This window comes from Micromonospora halophytica, assembly GCF_900090245.1.
Taxonomy (GTDB): domain Bacteria; phylum Actinomycetota; class Actinomycetes; order Mycobacteriales; family Micromonosporaceae; genus Micromonospora; species Micromonospora halophytica.
On record NZ_FMDN01000013.1, the window covers coordinates 43,733 to 60,338 of the forward strand.

The 16,606-nt window shown below is 71.5% G+C and carries 15 protein-coding genes; 10 read left to right on the forward strand and 5 right to left on the reverse strand.

Features of this window, described 5'->3' with window-relative positions; translation table 11 throughout:
* Positions 1–214 precede the first annotated feature (214 nt).
* Positions 215–1,102, forward strand: coding sequence for an NAD(P)H-binding protein (locus GA0070560_RS17515; RefSeq protein ID WP_091298559.1), 888 nt, complete (start codon positions 215–217; stop codon positions 1,100–1,102).
* A 16-nt stretch (positions 1,103–1,118) separates the two neighbouring features.
* On the opposite strand, the gene GA0070560_RS17520 is transcribed toward GA0070560_RS17515, so the two are convergent.
* Positions 1,119–2,009 (reverse strand): DUF4231 domain-containing protein, encoded by an 891-nt coding sequence (locus tag GA0070560_RS17520; RefSeq protein ID WP_091298562.1) that lies wholly within the window; start codon positions 2,007–2,009, stop codon positions 1,119–1,121.
* Between the two features lie 278 nt (positions 2,010–2,287).
* On the opposite strand from GA0070560_RS17520, the gene GA0070560_RS17525 reads away from it, so the two are divergent.
* From GA0070560_RS17525 to GA0070560_RS17535, 3 genes are all read left to right on the forward strand, one after another.
* Complete coding sequence (locus tag GA0070560_RS17525; protein ID WP_091298564.1) at positions 2,288–3,598, forward strand: extracellular catalytic domain type 1 short-chain-length polyhydroxyalkanoate depolymerase; 1,311 nt, start codon at positions 2,288–2,290, stop codon at positions 3,596–3,598.
* Positions 3,599–3,730: 132 nt separating this feature from the next.
* A complete protein-coding gene (locus GA0070560_RS17530; RefSeq protein WP_091298567.1) occupies positions 3,731–4,321 on the forward strand; it encodes a hypothetical protein in 591 nt (196 codons plus the stop codon).
* 11 nt (positions 4,322–4,332) lie between these two features.
* Positions 4,333–4,992, forward strand: a complete 660-nt coding sequence (locus tag GA0070560_RS17535; protein WP_091298572.1) for a copper resistance CopC family protein — start codon at positions 4,333–4,335, stop codon at positions 4,990–4,992.
* Between the two features lie 86 nt (positions 4,993–5,078).
* On the opposite strand, the gene GA0070560_RS17540 is transcribed toward GA0070560_RS17535, so the two are convergent.
* Positions 5,079–5,924, reverse strand: coding sequence for a maleylpyruvate isomerase N-terminal domain-containing protein (locus tag GA0070560_RS17540; protein ID WP_091298575.1), 846 nt, complete (start codon positions 5,922–5,924; stop codon positions 5,079–5,081).
* Between the two features lie 116 nt (positions 5,925–6,040).
* On the opposite strand from GA0070560_RS17540, the gene GA0070560_RS17545 reads away from it, so the two are divergent.
* On the forward strand, positions 6,041–6,979 hold the full coding sequence (locus GA0070560_RS17545) for a hypothetical protein (protein ID WP_091298578.1): 939 nt from the start codon (positions 6,041–6,043) through the stop codon (positions 6,977–6,979).
* Between the two features lie 47 nt (positions 6,980–7,026).
* Here GA0070560_RS17545 and GA0070560_RS17550 read toward each other — a convergent pair whose 3' ends face one another.
* Positions 7,027–7,578 carry a carboxymuconolactone decarboxylase family protein gene (locus GA0070560_RS17550; RefSeq protein ID WP_091298581.1) on the reverse strand — a complete coding sequence of 184 codons (552 nt, stop codon included), beginning with the start codon at positions 7,576–7,578 and terminating at the stop codon, positions 7,027–7,029.
* 288 nt (positions 7,579–7,866) lie between these two features.
* Here GA0070560_RS17550 and GA0070560_RS17555 point away from each other — a divergent pair, with 288 nt between their 5' ends.
* The 3 genes from GA0070560_RS17555 to GA0070560_RS17565 all read left to right on the forward strand — a co-directional run bounded on the left by GA0070560_RS17555 (position 7,867) and on the right by GA0070560_RS17565 (position 11,000).
* Positions 7,867–8,982, forward strand: coding sequence for a M20/M25/M40 family metallo-hydrolase (locus GA0070560_RS17555; RefSeq protein ID WP_245675569.1), 1,116 nt, complete (start codon positions 7,867–7,869; stop codon positions 8,980–8,982).
* Between the two features lie 144 nt (positions 8,983–9,126).
* Positions 9,127–10,242, forward strand: coding sequence for a carboxylate-amine ligase (locus GA0070560_RS17560; protein WP_091298587.1), 1,116 nt, complete (start codon positions 9,127–9,129; stop codon positions 10,240–10,242).
* A gap of 158 nt (positions 10,243–10,400) precedes the next feature.
* On the forward strand, positions 10,401–11,000 hold the full coding sequence (locus GA0070560_RS17565; RefSeq protein WP_170839462.1) for a nitroreductase family protein: 600 nt from the start codon (positions 10,401–10,403) through the stop codon (positions 10,998–11,000).
* Between the two features lie 3 nt (positions 11,001–11,003).
* On the opposite strand, the gene GA0070560_RS17570 is transcribed toward GA0070560_RS17565, so the two are convergent.
* Both GA0070560_RS17570 and GA0070560_RS17575 read right to left on the reverse strand, forming a co-directional pair.
* Entirely contained in the window at positions 11,004–12,557 is a 1,554-nt protein-coding gene (locus tag GA0070560_RS17570; protein WP_091298595.1) for an NAD(P)-binding domain-containing protein, read from the reverse strand.
* A gap of 172 nt (positions 12,558–12,729) precedes the next feature.
* The gene (locus tag GA0070560_RS17575; protein ID WP_091298599.1) at positions 12,730–13,044 is read right to left on the reverse strand and encodes a hypothetical protein; all 315 of its coding nucleotides are present in this window, start codon (positions 13,042–13,044) and stop codon (positions 12,730–12,732) included.
* A gap of 573 nt (positions 13,045–13,617) precedes the next feature.
* On the opposite strand from GA0070560_RS17575, the gene GA0070560_RS17580 reads away from it, so the two are divergent.
* Positions 13,618–15,588 carry a CRTAC1 family protein gene (locus tag GA0070560_RS17580; protein WP_091298602.1) on the forward strand — a complete coding sequence of 657 codons (1,971 nt, stop codon included), beginning with the start codon at positions 13,618–13,620 and terminating at the stop codon, positions 15,586–15,588.
* Entirely contained in the window at positions 15,585–16,580 is a 996-nt protein-coding gene (locus GA0070560_RS17585) for an enediyne biosynthesis protein (RefSeq protein ID WP_091298604.1), read from the forward strand. Before GA0070560_RS17580 ends, GA0070560_RS17585 begins: the two co-directional genes overlap by 4 nt.
* Positions 16,581–16,606 lie beyond the last annotated feature (26 nt).

Genomic DNA, 16,606 nt, shown 5'->3' on the forward strand with positions numbered 1-16,606 from the left:
TGACCGAGGGGCTAGCGTTCGTTGACGGAACGTGAAGTACAATCACGACGCTCGGCGGAAGGATCCGGTCGGGGATCGTCGACGGTGGGAGTTCCTCGCCGACACGGTCGGCAGTGACGACCGGGATGACGGACGACGTCGAGCGGGCCACGGATCGGCCCGCGGACGTCTGCGTAGTGGGTGCAGGGGCACAAGCGAGCTGTGTGGGAGAATCATGACGATCCTGGTGACTGGCGCGACCGGCAACGTCGGTCGTCACGTCGTAGACCTCCTGGTGCGGGCCGGAGCGGACGTGCGGGCGACCTCCCGCAACCCGGAGTCGCTCGACCTGCCGGCAGAGGTCGACGTCCGCCGGGCGGATCTCACCGACCGGAAGACGTTCGAGCACGCGCTGCACGGCGTGGAAAAGGTCTTCCTGTACACCCAACCATCCGGCACCGCAGCGGTCATGGAGGCCGCGAAGGACGCCGGCGTCAAGCACGCCGTACTGCTGTCCTCGGCGGCGGTCGCCGGCCCCGATCCGGATCACTGGATCGCGCGATGGCATCGGGCGGCAGAGAACTCGATCGAGCAGTCCGGCCTGTCGTGGACGTTCGTGCGGCCGGGCCCGTTCGCCGTGAACTCCCTGCAGTGGGCAGAGTCCGTCAAGCGGGGCGAGCCGGTACGGCTGCTCTACGCGCACTCCTACCTGTCCGCCATCCATGAGCGGGACATCGCCGAGGTGAGCGCCTGCGCCCTGCTGCAGGACGGCCACGCCGGGGCGCGGTACCGCATCACCGGCGGTGACAGCGTCACGCAGGCCGAGCAGCTTGCGCTCATCGGCCAGGCGATCGGCCGCGAGCTGGCGTTCGAGGACGTCACGGGTGACGACGCACGCGCTGACCTCCGCGCACGGTTCGCGCCCCGCATCCAGGAACTGGTCCGGGACGGCGTGGTCGACCCGACGGACACCTCGGAGATCGTCGAGACCAGGATCCGCTACTACGAGGAGGCTCTGGAGGGGCCCGCCGAGATCGACGGCACTGTCGAAAAGGTGCTCGGCAAGCCGGCGCGGACCTTCGCCGAGTGGGCGGCGGACCACAAGGCCGACTTCACGAACTAGCGCGCCTCGTGACCGGTCACCTCGGCTCGTCGTCGTGCGTCCAGGCGGCCAGCCAACTCTGGTTCTCCCGGGCGATCGCGTCCTCAGCGGCCCGCACGAACGCCCCGACGGCGGCGGGCGTCCGGTCCGTCGTCGTCTCCCACTCCTGCAACAGCGCGCGCAACTGCCGGGCGGTCGCCAGGTACGACACCACCAGGTGCTCGTACCGGGCGGCGGAGACGTGCGCGGTGAGCGATGCGCCCACCACCGTCACCACCGCGACCCACGCGCCGACGCCACCGGCCCCGGTCGTGGCGGCGACGGCCCCGAGCACCGCGCCGAGGGCCGCGACGACGAACTCCGCCGTCCGGAACCGGGTGAGCCGGCGCTGATGCCGGAGCGCGCCGGAGCGGTAGTAGTCGTCGATCTGTGGGCGTAGGCGACGGGCGGCATAGCTGTCGCCGTCGCGCACGGCGGGCAGCGGGGTGTCCGCGTCGGCGACGGTCAGGGTCAGGCCGGCCAGGTCCGCCACGTCGTCCTCGATCGTGCCGGCCACCGCCCTGAGTCGCTGGTCGCGGTCCGGTCCGTCGTACGGCTGCGCGCCGGCGAGGTGGAGGTACACCTGCGCCTTGAGCGCCTCGCTGGTGGCGCGGACCCGGGTCCACGCCTCGACCCGGTCCCGACCGAGGCGGGAGACCCGCACCACCGGGACGACGGCCAGGGCCACCGCGCTCAGCACGGCCATCACCCGCCCGACCGGACTGCCCGGTCCGACCTGTACGGCGGCGGTGGCCAGGACCGCCCCGCAGACCCCGGCCGCCAGGGCGGCGCCGCGCCAGAACACGATGCTCCGCTTGACCGCACCCGCGGCCCGGGACCACCGTCGATGCTCACGCCACACGACGGTGGCCGTGTCGACCCGCTCCATCCCCACCACTCTCCGCCTCCCTCACCGACCACGGCCCGGCTGCCCGGCGGCCGGCGGACCGGGCAGCTCCGTCCGCTCCGCGTGTCCACACCGGAGCGTCGAGCTTCCAGCATGCCGATCCAGACCAATGTCCGAAAGTTCCGGAGGGCCCGGCATCCTTGCCACCCCGCTCCAGCCATATTCATACTTGTTGATGTTCCTGAGCCGGACATGATCGGGCGCCGGGCAGCCTCGATCGGAACCCCGACCCATCGGCCTATCCGGAGGAACCCCATCCCATGAGATCCAGGCTCAGACTGATCGGCGCCGCGCTGGCGGCCGCCGCGCTGACCGCGCTGGCGGCCGTGGCCGTCCCCACGCCGGCATCGGCGGCCACGCTGACCGAGGTGACGAACTTCGGCGCCAACCCCAGCAACCTGAGGATGTACCTGTACGTCCCGGACCGGGTTGCGCCCCGGCCGGCGCTGGTGGTCGCGGTGCACTACTGCACCGGCACCGGCCCGGCCATGTACTCCGGCACCCAGTACGCGGCGCTGGCCGACCGGTACGGCTACATCGTGGTCTACCCCTCGGTGACCCGTAGCAGCCAGTGCTTCGACGTCTCCTCGCCCCAGGCGCTGCGCCGCGACGGCGGCAGCGACCCGGTCGGCATCAAGTCGATGATCGACCACGTCCGGCAGCGGTACCCCGTCGACCCGAACCGGATCTTCGCGACCGGCATCTCCTCGGGCGCGATGATGACCAACGTGCTGCTCGGCCTCTACCCGGACGTGTTCGACGCCGGCGCCGCCTTCTCCGGTGTCCCCTTCGGCTGCTTCGCCACCACCAACGGCTCCGAGTGGAACAGCGAGTGCGCCAACGGTCAGCTCGTCCGGACTCCGCAGCAGTGGGGCGACCTGGTCCGCAACGCGTACCCGGGGTACACCGGCGAGCGGCCCCGGATGCAGCTGTGGCACGGCACGAACGACGAGGTGCTGCGCTACCAGAACTTCACCGAAGAGATCAAGCAGTGGACCGACGTGCACGGCCTGAGCCAGACACCGACGTACACGGACGCCCCGCAGTCCGGTTACACCCGCACCCGGTACGGGGGCAGCGGCGGCCAGGCGCCGGTCGAGGCGATCAGCATGCAGGGCGTGTCGCACAACCTGCCGGTCGACGCCGCCCAGGCGATCCGCTTCTTCGGCCTGGACACGAGCACCCCGCCCACCTCCCCGCCGCCGAGCAGCCCGCCGCCGACCACGCCCCCGCCCAGCAGCCCACCGGCGTCCGGCCCGTGCCGGGTGGGCTACACGGTCAACGCCTGGAACACCGGGCTGACCGCGTCGGTGACCATCACCAACACCGGGACCACCACGGTCAACGGCTGGAGCCTGGCATTCACCCTGCCGGCCGGGCAGGCCATCACCAACGGCTGGAACGCGACGTACGCGCCGACGAGCGGGGCGGTGACCGCCCGTGACGTCTCCTACAACGGCACCATCGCGCCGAACGCCTCGGTGACCATCGGCTTCCAGGCCACGCATCACGGCGACACCGGTCGGCCGACCTCGTTCACCCTCAACGGATCACCCTGCGCGACCGGCTGACCCACCACGGGCGGCGGCGGGCGTCGAGTCGCCCGCCGCCGCCGAAAGTGTGCAACGACGGAGAAGACCGGCGACGCCCTGACACCTAGCGTTTTCGCTGAGTCGTCCGGCCCTTCTGGATGGAGCGCGCACATGACAGTGGCCAAGGGGCACCCCTCGCGACGCGGCGTGATCGGCGCGATCAACGGAGCGCACCACCGTACGGTTCTCGGGCTGTACATGCTCATCGTGCTGGGCCACTGGGCCGAGCACCTGGTCCAGGCGTACCAGATCTGGGGCCTCGGCTGGACCCGCCCGCAGGCGCGTGGCGTCCTGGGCATGCCGTTCCCGTGGCTGGTCAGCTCCGAGTGGCTGCACTACGGGTACGCGATCGTCATGCTGATCGGCCTGTTCGCCCTGCGGCCCGGCTTCGTCGGCCGGGCCCGCACCTGGTGGACGGTCGCCCTGGTGATCCAGTTCTGGCACCACGTCGAGCACCTGCTGCTGCTGTTGCAGGTCCAGACCGGCTTCCTGCTGCCCGGGACGACCGTTCCGACCAGCCTGGCCCAACTCGTCGTGCCCCGCGTCGAGCTGCACCTGTTCTACAACTCCGTCGTCTTCGTCCCCATGCTGATCGCGATGTACCTGCACCTGCGGCCGAACGACGGCGAGCTGCGGCAGATGCAGTGCAGCTGCAGCCACGAGAGCCGTCGGCGGATGACGCTCGCCTCGTCCGCCGGCTGACCGGGGTCGTCATGTCCGCCGGACGCCGTACCCTGGCCGTCGCCACCGCCCTGGCCTCCGTCGGCATCGCCGTCGCCGTCGGGGCGGTCGCCCGGCAGTCGGACGCCGAACCGGCCCGGGTGCTGGCGGTGACCCCGGCCGACGGGGCCGCCCTGGCGACCACGCCGGACGAGGTCACCCTGCAACTCTCGACCGGCGCCGACCCGGTGCTGTCGCACGTCACCGTCCGCGACAGCGCCGGGGCCACGGTCAACGACGGCCGGGTCAGCACCGACGGGCAGCGCGGGCTGCGCCAACCGGTCCGCCTCGCCCGTCCCGGCGACTACAGCGTCGCCTACCACATCACCTTCACCAACGGGCAGGACGACACCGGGGTGCTGCGGTTCAGCGTCGGCACCGGGGTGGCGCCCCGGTCCACGGGCCAGATCCCGGACGCGATCACGGACGCCGCCGACCACGCCCACGGCGTCGACCCGGTGGGTGCCACCCTGCTGGTCGTCGACGGCCTGGTGCTGCTCGCCGTCCTCGTCCTGCTGCTGCGTCCCGCGCGGCGGCGGCGGCCCTCCGGCCCGTCGACCACGCCCACCGTCGACCCGCCGACGCAGGCGCGCACCGGGCCGCCCGCGTCCGGGCGCCGCGGCCGGACACCGTCCGAGCCCTCACGCGACTGACCGGCGTACGTCTCCGGCAACCGCCGGCCCGGGGCGGCCGACGGTTGCCGGACAGGTCACGGCCGGGTGGACGGCCACGGCGCGGATCAGGACGGCGAGCGCATGGTCCGCAGGAAGACGGGGAGCAGCCAGGGCCGCCGGCCGCTGACGGACACCTTGCGGGAGAGCACCGCGCGGAGCCGGTGGACCCGCCCGAACAGCATCAGGGTGAAGGTGGCCGGGTCGAAGGAGATCCGGACGTCTGGACGAGGATCCGGCGGTTCCACGGTCACCCGCCCGGCGACCATGGCCAGGGTCACCTCGGGGCCGTACCGGTGCCGGAAGGTGACCGAGATCCGCCCCGGGTGGACGGGGCCGTCGTGGTCCAGCAGGTTGCCGTACCCCCGCCGGGTCATCTGGACCATGAACAGGTCGACGAAGAGCGCGGCGTCGGCGGGGTCGATCACCCACCTCCGGCGGAGCGCACGGGCGACGTCCCAGGAGTGGATGTTGAGTTCGTTGAGCAGGTGGGCGAGCAGGCCGGCGACCGGCAGCCGCGCACCGCCGAGCCAGGACACCTCCCGCTCCGGGCCGGCCTCGTCGGCCAGCCGGAGGAACTCCTCGACGTCGGCGCGCAGGCGGGTGGCGAGGACCGGCACCCGCCGCTCGCGGTAGTGCCGCAGCACCTCGGCGTTCATCACGGAGATGGTGTCGATGGTGGTACGGCCACGCAGTTCGAGCAGGGCCGGCACGGGCAGGTCGGGTGGGGCGCCCCTGACGAGGGCGACGCCCATCGCCGCGACGGCGCAGAGATGGGCCATGGTGTCGGCCACGGTCCAGTGCGCGGTGACGGCCCGTTCGGGCGGGGCGTCCTCGACGAGGTCGAGCAGTCGCCCCAGGACGGCGGGCACGGAGGTACGGACGCGCTGCCACTGGTGCGGTGTCACCGACATGACTCCACCATGGAGGAGGACGCGTCCGCGTCGCTGTTCGACATTGCCGTTTCACGGCATCGACCTTCGGCAATTCAAGAGAAGCCGACGGGCGGACGTCTTCCCATACTCCAACCATGGCCGTCACCAATGACAGGCCCGTGGTCCACGTCACCGCGGGCACCCGTCCAGCTGCGCGCGGGCGGATCATCCTGGGCAGCGTCGCGGCGGGAGTCCTGCTCGCGGTGCTGTGGTCGTACGAGTTCGTCGACCACGTGATCGGTGACAACGTCGCCAACACCCTGCTGGGCCACGACGCGAAGGCCACCGCCATCGGTGGCACCGCCGCGGGTCTGGTCTTCGCCTTCGTCTCCGGCCTGGCCGGCACGTTCACCGCCTGCAACATCGCCATGGCGGCCGCGGTGGGTCCGATGAGCCAGGCCGGCGGCGCCGACGCCACCCGGGCCGGGCTGCGTGGCCTGCTGCGGCCGGTGGCCTGGCTCACCGTCGGGATGGTCGCGGTCTCCGGCGTGTACGGCTTCGTCGGCGTGCTGCTCGGCGACCGGCTGCCCCAGCTCTCCACCGACACCGTCGGCGGGCTGCCGGTGCGTCTGGTCCAGTCGATGGTCGTCTTCGGAGTCATCGGGTTGGCCTTCGTCTACCTCGGCCTGGCCGTGCTCGGCACCCTGCCGGACCCGTTCGCGCACCGCCCGGTCGCCCGGGTCGTGGTGCTCGGCGCGCTGGTCGGCGGCTTTCTCATCGGCCGGCCGTACCCACTGTTCAACAAGCTGTTCCACTGGGCGGTGGACAGCGGCAACCCGCTCTACGGGGCGGGCGCGTTCGTGCTCCAGTCGCTGGGCAACATCGCCATCGTGGCCGCGATGTTCGCCCTGGTCATCGTGCTCACCCGGGGCCGGTTCATCCAGTGGCTCGCGAGCAGCCCGGCTCGTACCGCCGCGGTGACCGGGGCCATGATGATCGCGCTGGGCGTGTTCATGGTCGTCTACTGGGACGTGCGGCTGCCGGCCATGTTCGACTACGGCTGGTTCCCCACCATGCCGTACAACGCGCGGTAGTGCCGCCGCCGGCGGGTGCGGTCCCGCGCCCGCCGGCGCCGCGTCGCTCAGGCCGAGCCGACGTACCCGCTGGCGACGATGCGCAACGCCGTCTCGTCGTACGCGCCCGGGTCCTCCGGCAGCCGGGTGCCGAGCCCGTCGACGTAGCGGTTGAACATGCAGAACGCGGCGGCGATCAGCACCGTGTCGTGGACCTCCAGGTCGGTCGCGCCCGCGGCGCGGGCCGCGTCGACCAGCTCGGGGGTCACCTTCCGGCCGCTCTCCTGGACCGCCGCGGCGATCCGCAGCAGGCCACGCAGCTTCGCCGGGATGTCGGCCGCGTCCGGGTCCACCCGGACCTGCCGCACCAGCGGCATGCCGCCGTCGAGTTGGGCGGCGGCGAACGCCGAATGCGACGAGCAGCAGAACGTGCAGTCGTTGAGCCCGGAGACGTACGCCGCGATCAGCTCCCGCTCCCCGGCGGTGAGGGTGGGGTGCGGCGCGCGCAGCAGCGCCTCGGCCAGTGCGTTGAGCGGGACCGCGGTCTCCGGACGGTAGGTCATCAGCCCGGTGATCCCCGGGTGTTGCGTCTCGTCCAGACCCAGATCGATGTGTGCCACGGTGATTCTCCTCGACGTGACAGGCCGCGGCCGGCGGCGACGCGGTCCTGCTGCGCATGGTGCCGGCCCGGCACCCCGTTCGCTTCTTCCTCCGTGCCCGGACCGGCTCGGCGGCGCGGACGACGAGCTGTTCCGGCGTGCCGTTCGCGCCGCCGGCACCTGGGCCGGGCCGGCCCGCGACGAGCAGGGCACGCACGCGCATTGCCGGTGCCTGCGGACCGCTGCCACGATCGGCCCATGGACGACGCAGGGGACATACGGCAGGGAGCCCGGACTCAGGCCGGGGTCATGGTGGACCGTCTTCGTCAGCTCGTGCACCAGGAGTCCCCGCCGGGGGCGGTACGGCGGCTGCACGCCTGCGCGGACCTGCTGGAGAGCTGGATCAGCCCGGTGCTGGGCCGTCCCGCCGTACGGGTGGTCCGCGACGGGCTGCCGCACCTGCTCTGGCCGGCGGAGGACCAGCGGGTGCTGCTGCTCGGACACTACGACACGGTGTGGCCGGAGGGGACGGTGCGGGACTGGCCCTTCGCGCTCGCCGACGGGGTGGCCACCGGCCCCGGGGTGTGCGACATGAAGTCCGGCATCGTGCAACTGGTCACCGCGCTGTCGCTGCTGCCCGACACCGCTCGGGTGGGGGTACTGCTGACCTGCGACGAGGAGAGCGGGTCACCGACGTCCCGGCCGCTGATCGAGCAGCAGGCGCAGCGGTCACGGGCGGTGCTGGTCGGAGAGCCGGCCACGGAGACGGGCGCGGTCAAGGTCGCCCGCAAGGGCGGTTCGGTGTACCGGATCACCGTACGCGGCCGGGCCGCGCACGCGGGCGTGGAGCCGCATCGGGGGGTGAACGCGGCGGTGGAGCTGGCCCACCAGGTCCTGGCGGTACGCTCCTTCGCCGCCGAGGGCACGAGCGTCACGCCCACGGTGCTCAGCGCGGGCAGCATCAGCAACCAGGTGCCCGAGTCGGCGACCTTCTGCGTCGACGTGCGCGCCTGGACCCGGGAGGAACTCGACCGGGTGGACCGACTGATCCACGCGCTGACCCCCCGGCTGGCCGAGGCCACCCTGGTGGTGGGCGGTGGGATCAACCGGTACCCGATGCCCGAGGCGGTGGCGACGCCGTTGCTGGAGATCGCCCGGCGGGCCGGCCGGGAGCTGGGCCTGCCGCCGCTGGAGAGTGCGCACGCACCGGGGGCCTCCGACGCGAACTTCACCGCCTCGCTCGGTGTGGCCACCCTGGACGGCCTGGGCGGGGTGGGCGGCGGGTCGCACGCCCGCAGCGAGTGGGTGGACGTCACCCGGATGCCCGAGCGCGCCGCCCTGCTCGCCGCGACGGTGGCCGGGGTGCTCGGGCAGTCCGGCCAGCGGGCCGGTGCCGCCTCCCCGGGGGTTCCCGCCCACCGTTGACGCACGTCGCGCCTGGCCGCCACCCTCACACACCGTCCATAATGGTGTGTCGAGTCGGCGCGCCGCCCGGTTCCGCGCCGCTGCCCATCCGCCGGTCCACCTCTGCGTGGTCCCCGGCGCAGCGAGCGGGAGGACGCCGTCCCCATGGCCCTGACCACGCGCCAGTCCACGCCGCCCCCACGCTTCGGGGTGGAGGAGGAGTTCCTGGTCGTCGACGCCGTCACCCGGGCCCCGACGCCCCGGGCCGCCGAGGTCGTCCGGGCGGCCTCCCCGCTGCTCGGGGAGCGGGTCTCCGGGGAGATCACCACGCTGCAGCTGGAGACCCGCACAGCGGCGTGCGGCACGCTGGGTGAACTGGCCGCGCAGCTCGCCGAGGCCCGCAAGGTCGTCGCCGACTGCGCGCGGTCGGCCGGACTGCGGGTGGTGGCCACCGGGACGGCACCCGTCGCCGGGGTGGTGCCGCCCCCGATGACCGTCGGCCCGCGGCAGACCCGGGGCGCCGAGACGTACCGCGGCCTGCACGACGAGCTGGCGCTCTGCGCGCTGCACGTGCACGTGGAGATGCCGAGCCGGCAGCGGGCGCTGCTGGTCGGCAACCACCTGCGGCCGTACCTGCCGACGCTGCTGACCCTCACCGCGAACTCGCCGTACTGGGACAACCGCGACTCCGGGTACGCCAGTTGGCGGACCACGGTCTGGGGCCGGTGGCCGGTGGCCGGTCCGCCGCCGGTGTTCCACTCGGCGGCGCACTACGACGAGGTGGTGCGAGGGCTGCTGGCGGCCGGTGCCCTGGTCGACCCGGCGACCATCTTCTGGGACGTACGCCCCTCGGAGCGGCACCCCACCCTGGAGGTCCGGGTCGCCGACGCCGCTGTCACCGCCGAGGAGTCGGCGCGGTATGCGGCGCTGGTGCGGGCGCTGGTCGTCCACCTGTCGGCGGCGGTGGACGCCGGTGAGCCGGCCCCGGACGTCCCCGGGGAGCTGCTGCGGGTGGCCTACTGGCGGGCGGCCCGCGACGGGCTCGACGGCGACGGCCTGGACCTGCGCGCCGGGCGGCTGCGGCCGGCCGGTGCCCTGGTCGGCGACCTGCTGGCGGCGGTGGAGTCGGTGCTGCGCGCCCACGGCGAGCACGACCTGGTCGCGGAATGGCTGGACCGGCTGCGCGCCGACGGCACCGGGGCCCGCCGGCAGCGGTCCGTGGCCCGGCTCGGGACGCTCGTCGGCGTCGTCGACCACCTGGCGGAGCAGACCGCCGGCTGACCGGCGGCGGGCCGGTCCGAGCCGACTGGGCAATTCCGCACTACCGGGCGCGGACCGGGTGGGTGATGCTGGAGAGGCCGCCGACCTGCCCATGGAGGCTCACCGTGCACCAGATCGCCACCACCCCGTTCCACCTGGACCGGCTGGATCCCCCGCTGATGAGCCGTACCGCCCGGGCCTTCGCCGACCGGATGGCCGCGCGCCGCTCGGTGCGGCACTTCTCGGCCGATCCGGTGCCGCTGGACGTCGTCGAGGAGGCCGTCCGGGCCGCCGCGACCGCGCCCAGCGGCGCCAACCTGCAACCCTGGCGCTTCGTGATGGTCACCGACGCCGCGCGCAAGCGCCGGCTGCGGGAAGCCGCCGAGGCCGAGGAGATCGAGTTCTACACCCGCCGCGCCTCCGACGAGTGGCTGCGGGCGGTGGCCCCGATGGGCACCGACTGGCAGAAACCGTTCCTGGAGACCGCCCCTGTGGTCATCGTCGTGTTCGAGGTGCACCAGGGTCCGCACACCCCGAAGCCGTACTACGTCAAGGAGTCGGTCGGCATCGCCGTCGGCGTGCTGATCACCGCCCTGCACCTGTCCGGGCTGGCCACGCTCACCCACACCCCCAGTCCGATGCGGTTCCTCAACGAGATCTGCGAGCGCCCGGCCGAGGAACGCGCCTGCCTGGTGCTGCCGGTCGGCTACCCGGCCGAGGGGGTCACCGTCCCGGAGCTGACCCGCAAACCGCTGTCGGAGGTCCTGGTCCGCCGGTAGGGCTCACCGTCCCAGGTCCGCTGCGAAGAAGTCGAGCAGGGGCTGTACGTGCCGGTCGGGCCGGCGCCACTCGGCCAGCAGGTCCTCCAGCAGGTGCAGCTCCTCGACCAGTTCCCCACCCCGGTAGCGGCGCACCACCGGGTGGATGAAGGCGCTCTCCGCGGCCCGGTCGGGCTGCGGATGCCGCTCGATGGCGAACACGTCGGCGTACGCGTCGCGCCCCCAGCGCAGCGAGAACGTGTAGTAGTGGCGCTCGCCGCCGAACCGCGCCACCGCGTGGTCCTCGGGCAGGTCCTGGTAGTGGCGGGCGCCACCGGCGTCGGGGTCGACGACCAGCACGTCGCAGAGGAACTCGAACTGGGTCCACAGCGCGGAGCTCCAGTTGACCCGGTCCAGCACGACCCCGGTGAGCGCCTCGGGGTCCGCCTCCACCTTCTCGTACGGCAGCGGCGCGCCCTCGTACCGCTCGCGCAGCAGGGCGGTGAGCGTCCGCAGGTTGTATCGAAATCCGTCGATGAAGGCGGACGACGCCTTCTTGAAGTCGCGGTCCTGGGCGAGGGTGCCGGCGAAGTAGAGACCGTCGACGTCGACCGACTGCCAGTCCGGCCGGGTGGCCGGCAGCCGCCCGCCGGGCGCCATCCGGGGGCGGCAGCCCTCGGCGAAGACCGAGGTGTCCATGGCGAAGCCGGTGCAGCGCAGCACGGTCTCGTACTCCATCACCGCCGTCTCGCCGTCGGCGTGGGTGTAGGTCAGGTGCACCTCGTACCGGTCCCCCACCGGACGGATCTCGTCGACGACGCAGTCGAGCACCGAGTGCAGGGTCTTGAACTGGTAGCTGTCCAGGACCGCGCCGTGGTGACCACGCACGTCGCCGGGGTGCTTGGTGTTCCAGGCCAGCCGCAGCGGCCGGGGGCTGGCCAGATGGACCATGGCGGCGTGCCCGAGGATCGCCGAGGCGGTCTCGAACGCCGAGTTGCCCTTGCCGAGGATGAGCACCCGCCGGCCGGCGTAGTCGGCCGCGTCGGTGCTCATGTCCTCGTAACCGACGGCATGCTCGATCCCGGGCACGTCCGGGATGTTGGGCCGGCCCCATCCGGCGGCCACCACGACGCAGTCGGCGTGCAGCAACCGGCCGCCGGCCTGCACGAAGAATCCGTCTTCGACCCTCTCGACCCGTTCCACGGCGGTGTCGTAACGGATGGCGAGCCGGTGGTGCCGGGCGAAGTCGCCCAGATAGCGGACCATGTCGTCGGCGGAGGGGAAGTATTCCCGGCTGTAGTCGGAGAACGGCAGCTCGGTCGGCTCGTGCAGCAACGAGTTCCAGTCCCAGCGGAGCCGGATCTCCGGGTCGGTGCTCGTCGAATGCACCTTGTTCAGGGAGATCAGTCGCCGGTGCCGGGGAAACCGGCGGAAGAACTCGCCGGGCCCGGTCGCGCGTTCCAGCGTCAGATAGTCGCTGCCGGCCTGCTGCAGGTAGTAGCTCAGCTGAAGGCCGGCCGGACCGGCACCGATGATGAGGTAACGGTGGTGCTCGGTTCCTGGTGGCAGTTCGGTCATGGATACTCCCGCGTCGAGTACCCACGACCCTTGATGACAAATGCACTTGAGTCAATACACAACTAGGTTGAAGGGTGGAGCCGAAGGACGGTGGCGCGAACCGGGAAATCACTCCCGACGCGGATCCGACCGCCCCGACGGGACAGGACCCGCGGGGCGGTCGGACGACGACTCAGGCGGGCTGGGCGGCCGTTTCGCGGTGACCGCTGACCTTTGCGGCCGGCATCGGGCCGCCACGGGCGGTCCCGGTCATCTCGTCGCCGTCGACCACCACGTCGAAGACGAGGTCCATCCGCATGGGCTTCGTGATCGACTGGTACCACGACAGGCGGTCGCCCTCCAATCGGAGATCCTTGAGGGTGAGCGTCTCCTTCTCACCCCGCGAGATCCCCTGCAGAGCACCGTCCTTGGTGAACAGCTCCAACTCGGTGCGACGGGTGCCGAACGGCGTGGCGACGGCGACCTTCCAGAATCCCTCGACAGACACGGCGGCTTCCTCTCTTTCCCGGGGACCCGGGCGGCGATCGCCTGGACGGCGACGCCCGGGCGGCGCCTCGGGCAGCGCCGCCACCCAGGCTAGCCACGACACGGGCGACAGACGTTCGCCATATTGCCGTCTTCGCCGGCGACCGGGTACACCGCACATCAATGCCGAGGAAAATCGGACCCAGCAGGCAAACCGTCAACCAAATGTCGACCAAAACCGCCGACTGCCGCGGCACCGTCGGAGCAATGTGAAAGAAGCGCGGCCCGCAGCCATCGTCGCACGATGAACCCGGGCCAAATCCGGCCGCAGGACTCACTTTCCCCGCCCGCCGCAGGAGGAAGACCAGGTACGCCGAAATTGCTGACGCCGCGCTGACCGTGAAACGGCCGGACACCCACCCTCCGCCGGCCGAACCGTCGCGCCGGTGACATCCGACCACGCCAGGCGACACTCCCATCCTTTGCCGCGCACCTACTCCACTTCGACCGGGAGTCGTGCCGGTAATGCCGTCTGCCCTGTTCACGCCATCGGCTTCTGCGGAAGCCGATGGCTCTGTTGTAAGGAGACCGTACCGTGCTGGGTCAACGCGCACGCTCGCTCAGTCCCGGAATAGTCGCGATTCTACTCGCGGCCTCACTCTTTTTCATCATCGACAGCCGCGTTTCCGTCGCCGGCGCCGAGCAGGTCGCCCCACGGTACCGATTCACGGAACAGTCGATCGCCTATCCGGACGGCTACGACCGACTGCCCAAGAAAACAATTCGCGACGTCAACCCGTCCTACTTCAAGATCCGGTCGTGGGTCTCGTCGGTCGGTGCGAGCATCGCCCTCAACGACCTGACCGGCCACGGCCGGGCGAACAGTCTGTGCTTCGTGGACGTGCGCACCAACCAGGTGGTGGTCACCTACGCGCCCACCGCGCCGAAGGAGGACCAGTTCCCGCCGTTCATCCTCGACCCGGCACCGCTGCCGATCGACGACACCATGGCACCGATGGGCTGCGTACCCGGCGACTACAACGTCGACGGGCGGATGGACATCATGGTCACCTACTGGGGCCGGGTGCCGATCCTGTTCCTGCAGAAGGCCGGCTCGACCACGCTCTCCAACGGCTCGTACCAGCGCCAGGAGCTGCTGCCGCAGAGCTCGCCCGACGGCCGTTACCACGGGCCCAAGTGGCACACCAACGCCGCGCTGGTCAGCGACCTCGACGGCGACGGCAAGCCGGACGTGGTGATCGGGAACTACTTCCCCGAGTCGGACGTGCTCGACACGCGGGGCCAGGACAACGTCGAGATGAACGACACCCTGTCCAGCGCCACCAACGGCGGCGGCGACCACGTGCTGCGCTGGCACTCGGCGACCTCCGGCGACAACCCGTCGGTACGGTTCGTGCCGGAACGCGGCGCGATCCCGTTCGCCAAGAGCACCGGGTGGACGCTGGCCATCGCCGCGGCCGACCTCACCGGTCGGGGCCTGCCGGACCTCTACATCGCCAACGACTTCGGCCACGACCACCTGCTGCACAACCTCTCCACGCCCGGCCGGATCAGTTTCACGGCCGCGGTCGGCGAGCGCACACCCACCACGCCCAAGTCGTTCGTCCTCGGCGACGGCTCGTTCAAGGGCATGGGCATCGACTTCGGTGACCTGGACCGCAACGGCAGCTTCGACATGATGGTCTCCAACATCACCACGGCCTGGGGCCTGGAGGAGAGCAACTTCGTCTGGATCAACAAGGCCCGCGACGAGCGCGACATGCTCGCCAAGCTGGGCAAGGGTGTCGCCCCGTTCACCCAGCAGGCCCGGCCGATGGGCCTGGCCTGGAGCGGCTGGGGCTGGGACGTCAAGTTCGGCGACTTCCGCAACAGCGGTGACCTGGAGGTCGTCCAGACGCTCGGCTTCGTCAAGGGCGACATCGACCGGTGGCCGTGGCTGCAGGAGATGGCCATGATGAACGACGACCTGCTCTCCAACCCCGCCATGTGGCCGAACATGCAGCCCGGTGACGACGTCGCCGGCCGGCAGCCGCTGGCCTTCTTCGCCCGTACCGAGAGCGGCGAGTTCGCCAACATCACCGAACAGATCGGGCTGGACGCGCCGATCCCGACCCGCGGCATCGCCACCGCGGACACCCGGGGCATCGGGGCGCTGGACCTCGCGGTGGCCCGGCAGTGGGGCCCGCCGGCGTTCTACGCCAACGAGTCGCCCGGCAAGGGCAACTTCCTGAACCTGCGGCTGCACCGCCCGGTGCCCGGCGCCGCGCCGGACCAGGCGGCCTGGACCCCGGCGTACGGCGCGACCGTCACGGTGACCACGCCGGACGGACGCAAGCAGATCTCCCAGCTCGACGGCGGCAGCGGCCACGGCGGCAAGCGGAGCTTCGAGGTCCACTTCGGGCTGGGGGCCAGCAGCGGCCCGGTCACCGTCGACCTGCGCTGGCGTGACCTCAACGGCCAGATGCACCGCACCAGCCAGCAGCTCACCGCCGGCACGCACACCCTCGTGCTGACCGACCGTGTCGAGGAGGTTCCGAACCGATGACCACGATCGCCCCGCCGCCCGGTGTCGACACCGCGCCCGCGGCCCCCGTCGTCCCCGCCGCGACCAAGCCGGAGCCGGACCGTCGCTACCTGGCCCTGCGCAACTTCGCCATCTCCATCAGCGTCTTCAACATCTTCGGCTACACCCTGCTCGGCTTCGAGCAGCCGTGGCTGTGGCCCATCTTCGCGGTGCTCGTCGGCTACGCCGCCGAGATCGGCTTCGAACTGATCCGGGCCTGGTCCCGCAAGGAGGCACCACGCTTCCTCGGCGGCGGCGCCCGCCGGGTGTACGAGTTCCTGCTGCCCTCGCACATCACCGCGTTGGCCTGCAACATGCTGCTGTACGCCAACGACATGTTCCTGCCGATCGCCTTCGCCGTGATCATCGGTGTGACCGGCAAGTACGTCCTCCAGGCGCCGGTCTACGGCCGGATGCGGCACTACATGAACCCGTCGAACTTCGGCATCACCATGGCGCTGGTCTGCTTCGGCTCGTGGATCTCCATCGCCCCGCCGTACGAGTTCACGGAGAACGCCAACACCTTCTTCCGGGTGATGATCCCGATCATCATCGTCACCGCCGGCACCGTGATCAACGCGCTGCTGACCCGCAAGGTCCCGCTGATCGTGGGCTGGCTCGGCGGCTTCGCCATCCAGGCGTTCCTCCGGCACTGGATCTGGGACGTCGCCCTCTTCTCGGCTCTCGGCGTGATGACGGGTGTGGCGTTCGTGCTCTTCACCAACTACATGATCACCGACCCCGGCACCACCCCGGTCAAGCCGATGAACCAGTTCATCTTCGGCTCCTCGGTGGCCATGGTCTACGGCGCGCTGATGGTGTTCAACGTCGTCTACACGCTCTTCTTCGCGGTCGTCGTGGTCTGCGGCGTACGCGGGCTCGGCTGGTGGGTGGCGCACCTGCGCAAGCGGTCCCGGGAGCGGGCCACCGCGCCCGCCGGACTGACTCTCGGCACACCCAGGAGCATCGCGTGAGCCGGCGGGACGGGACTCCCCGCGCC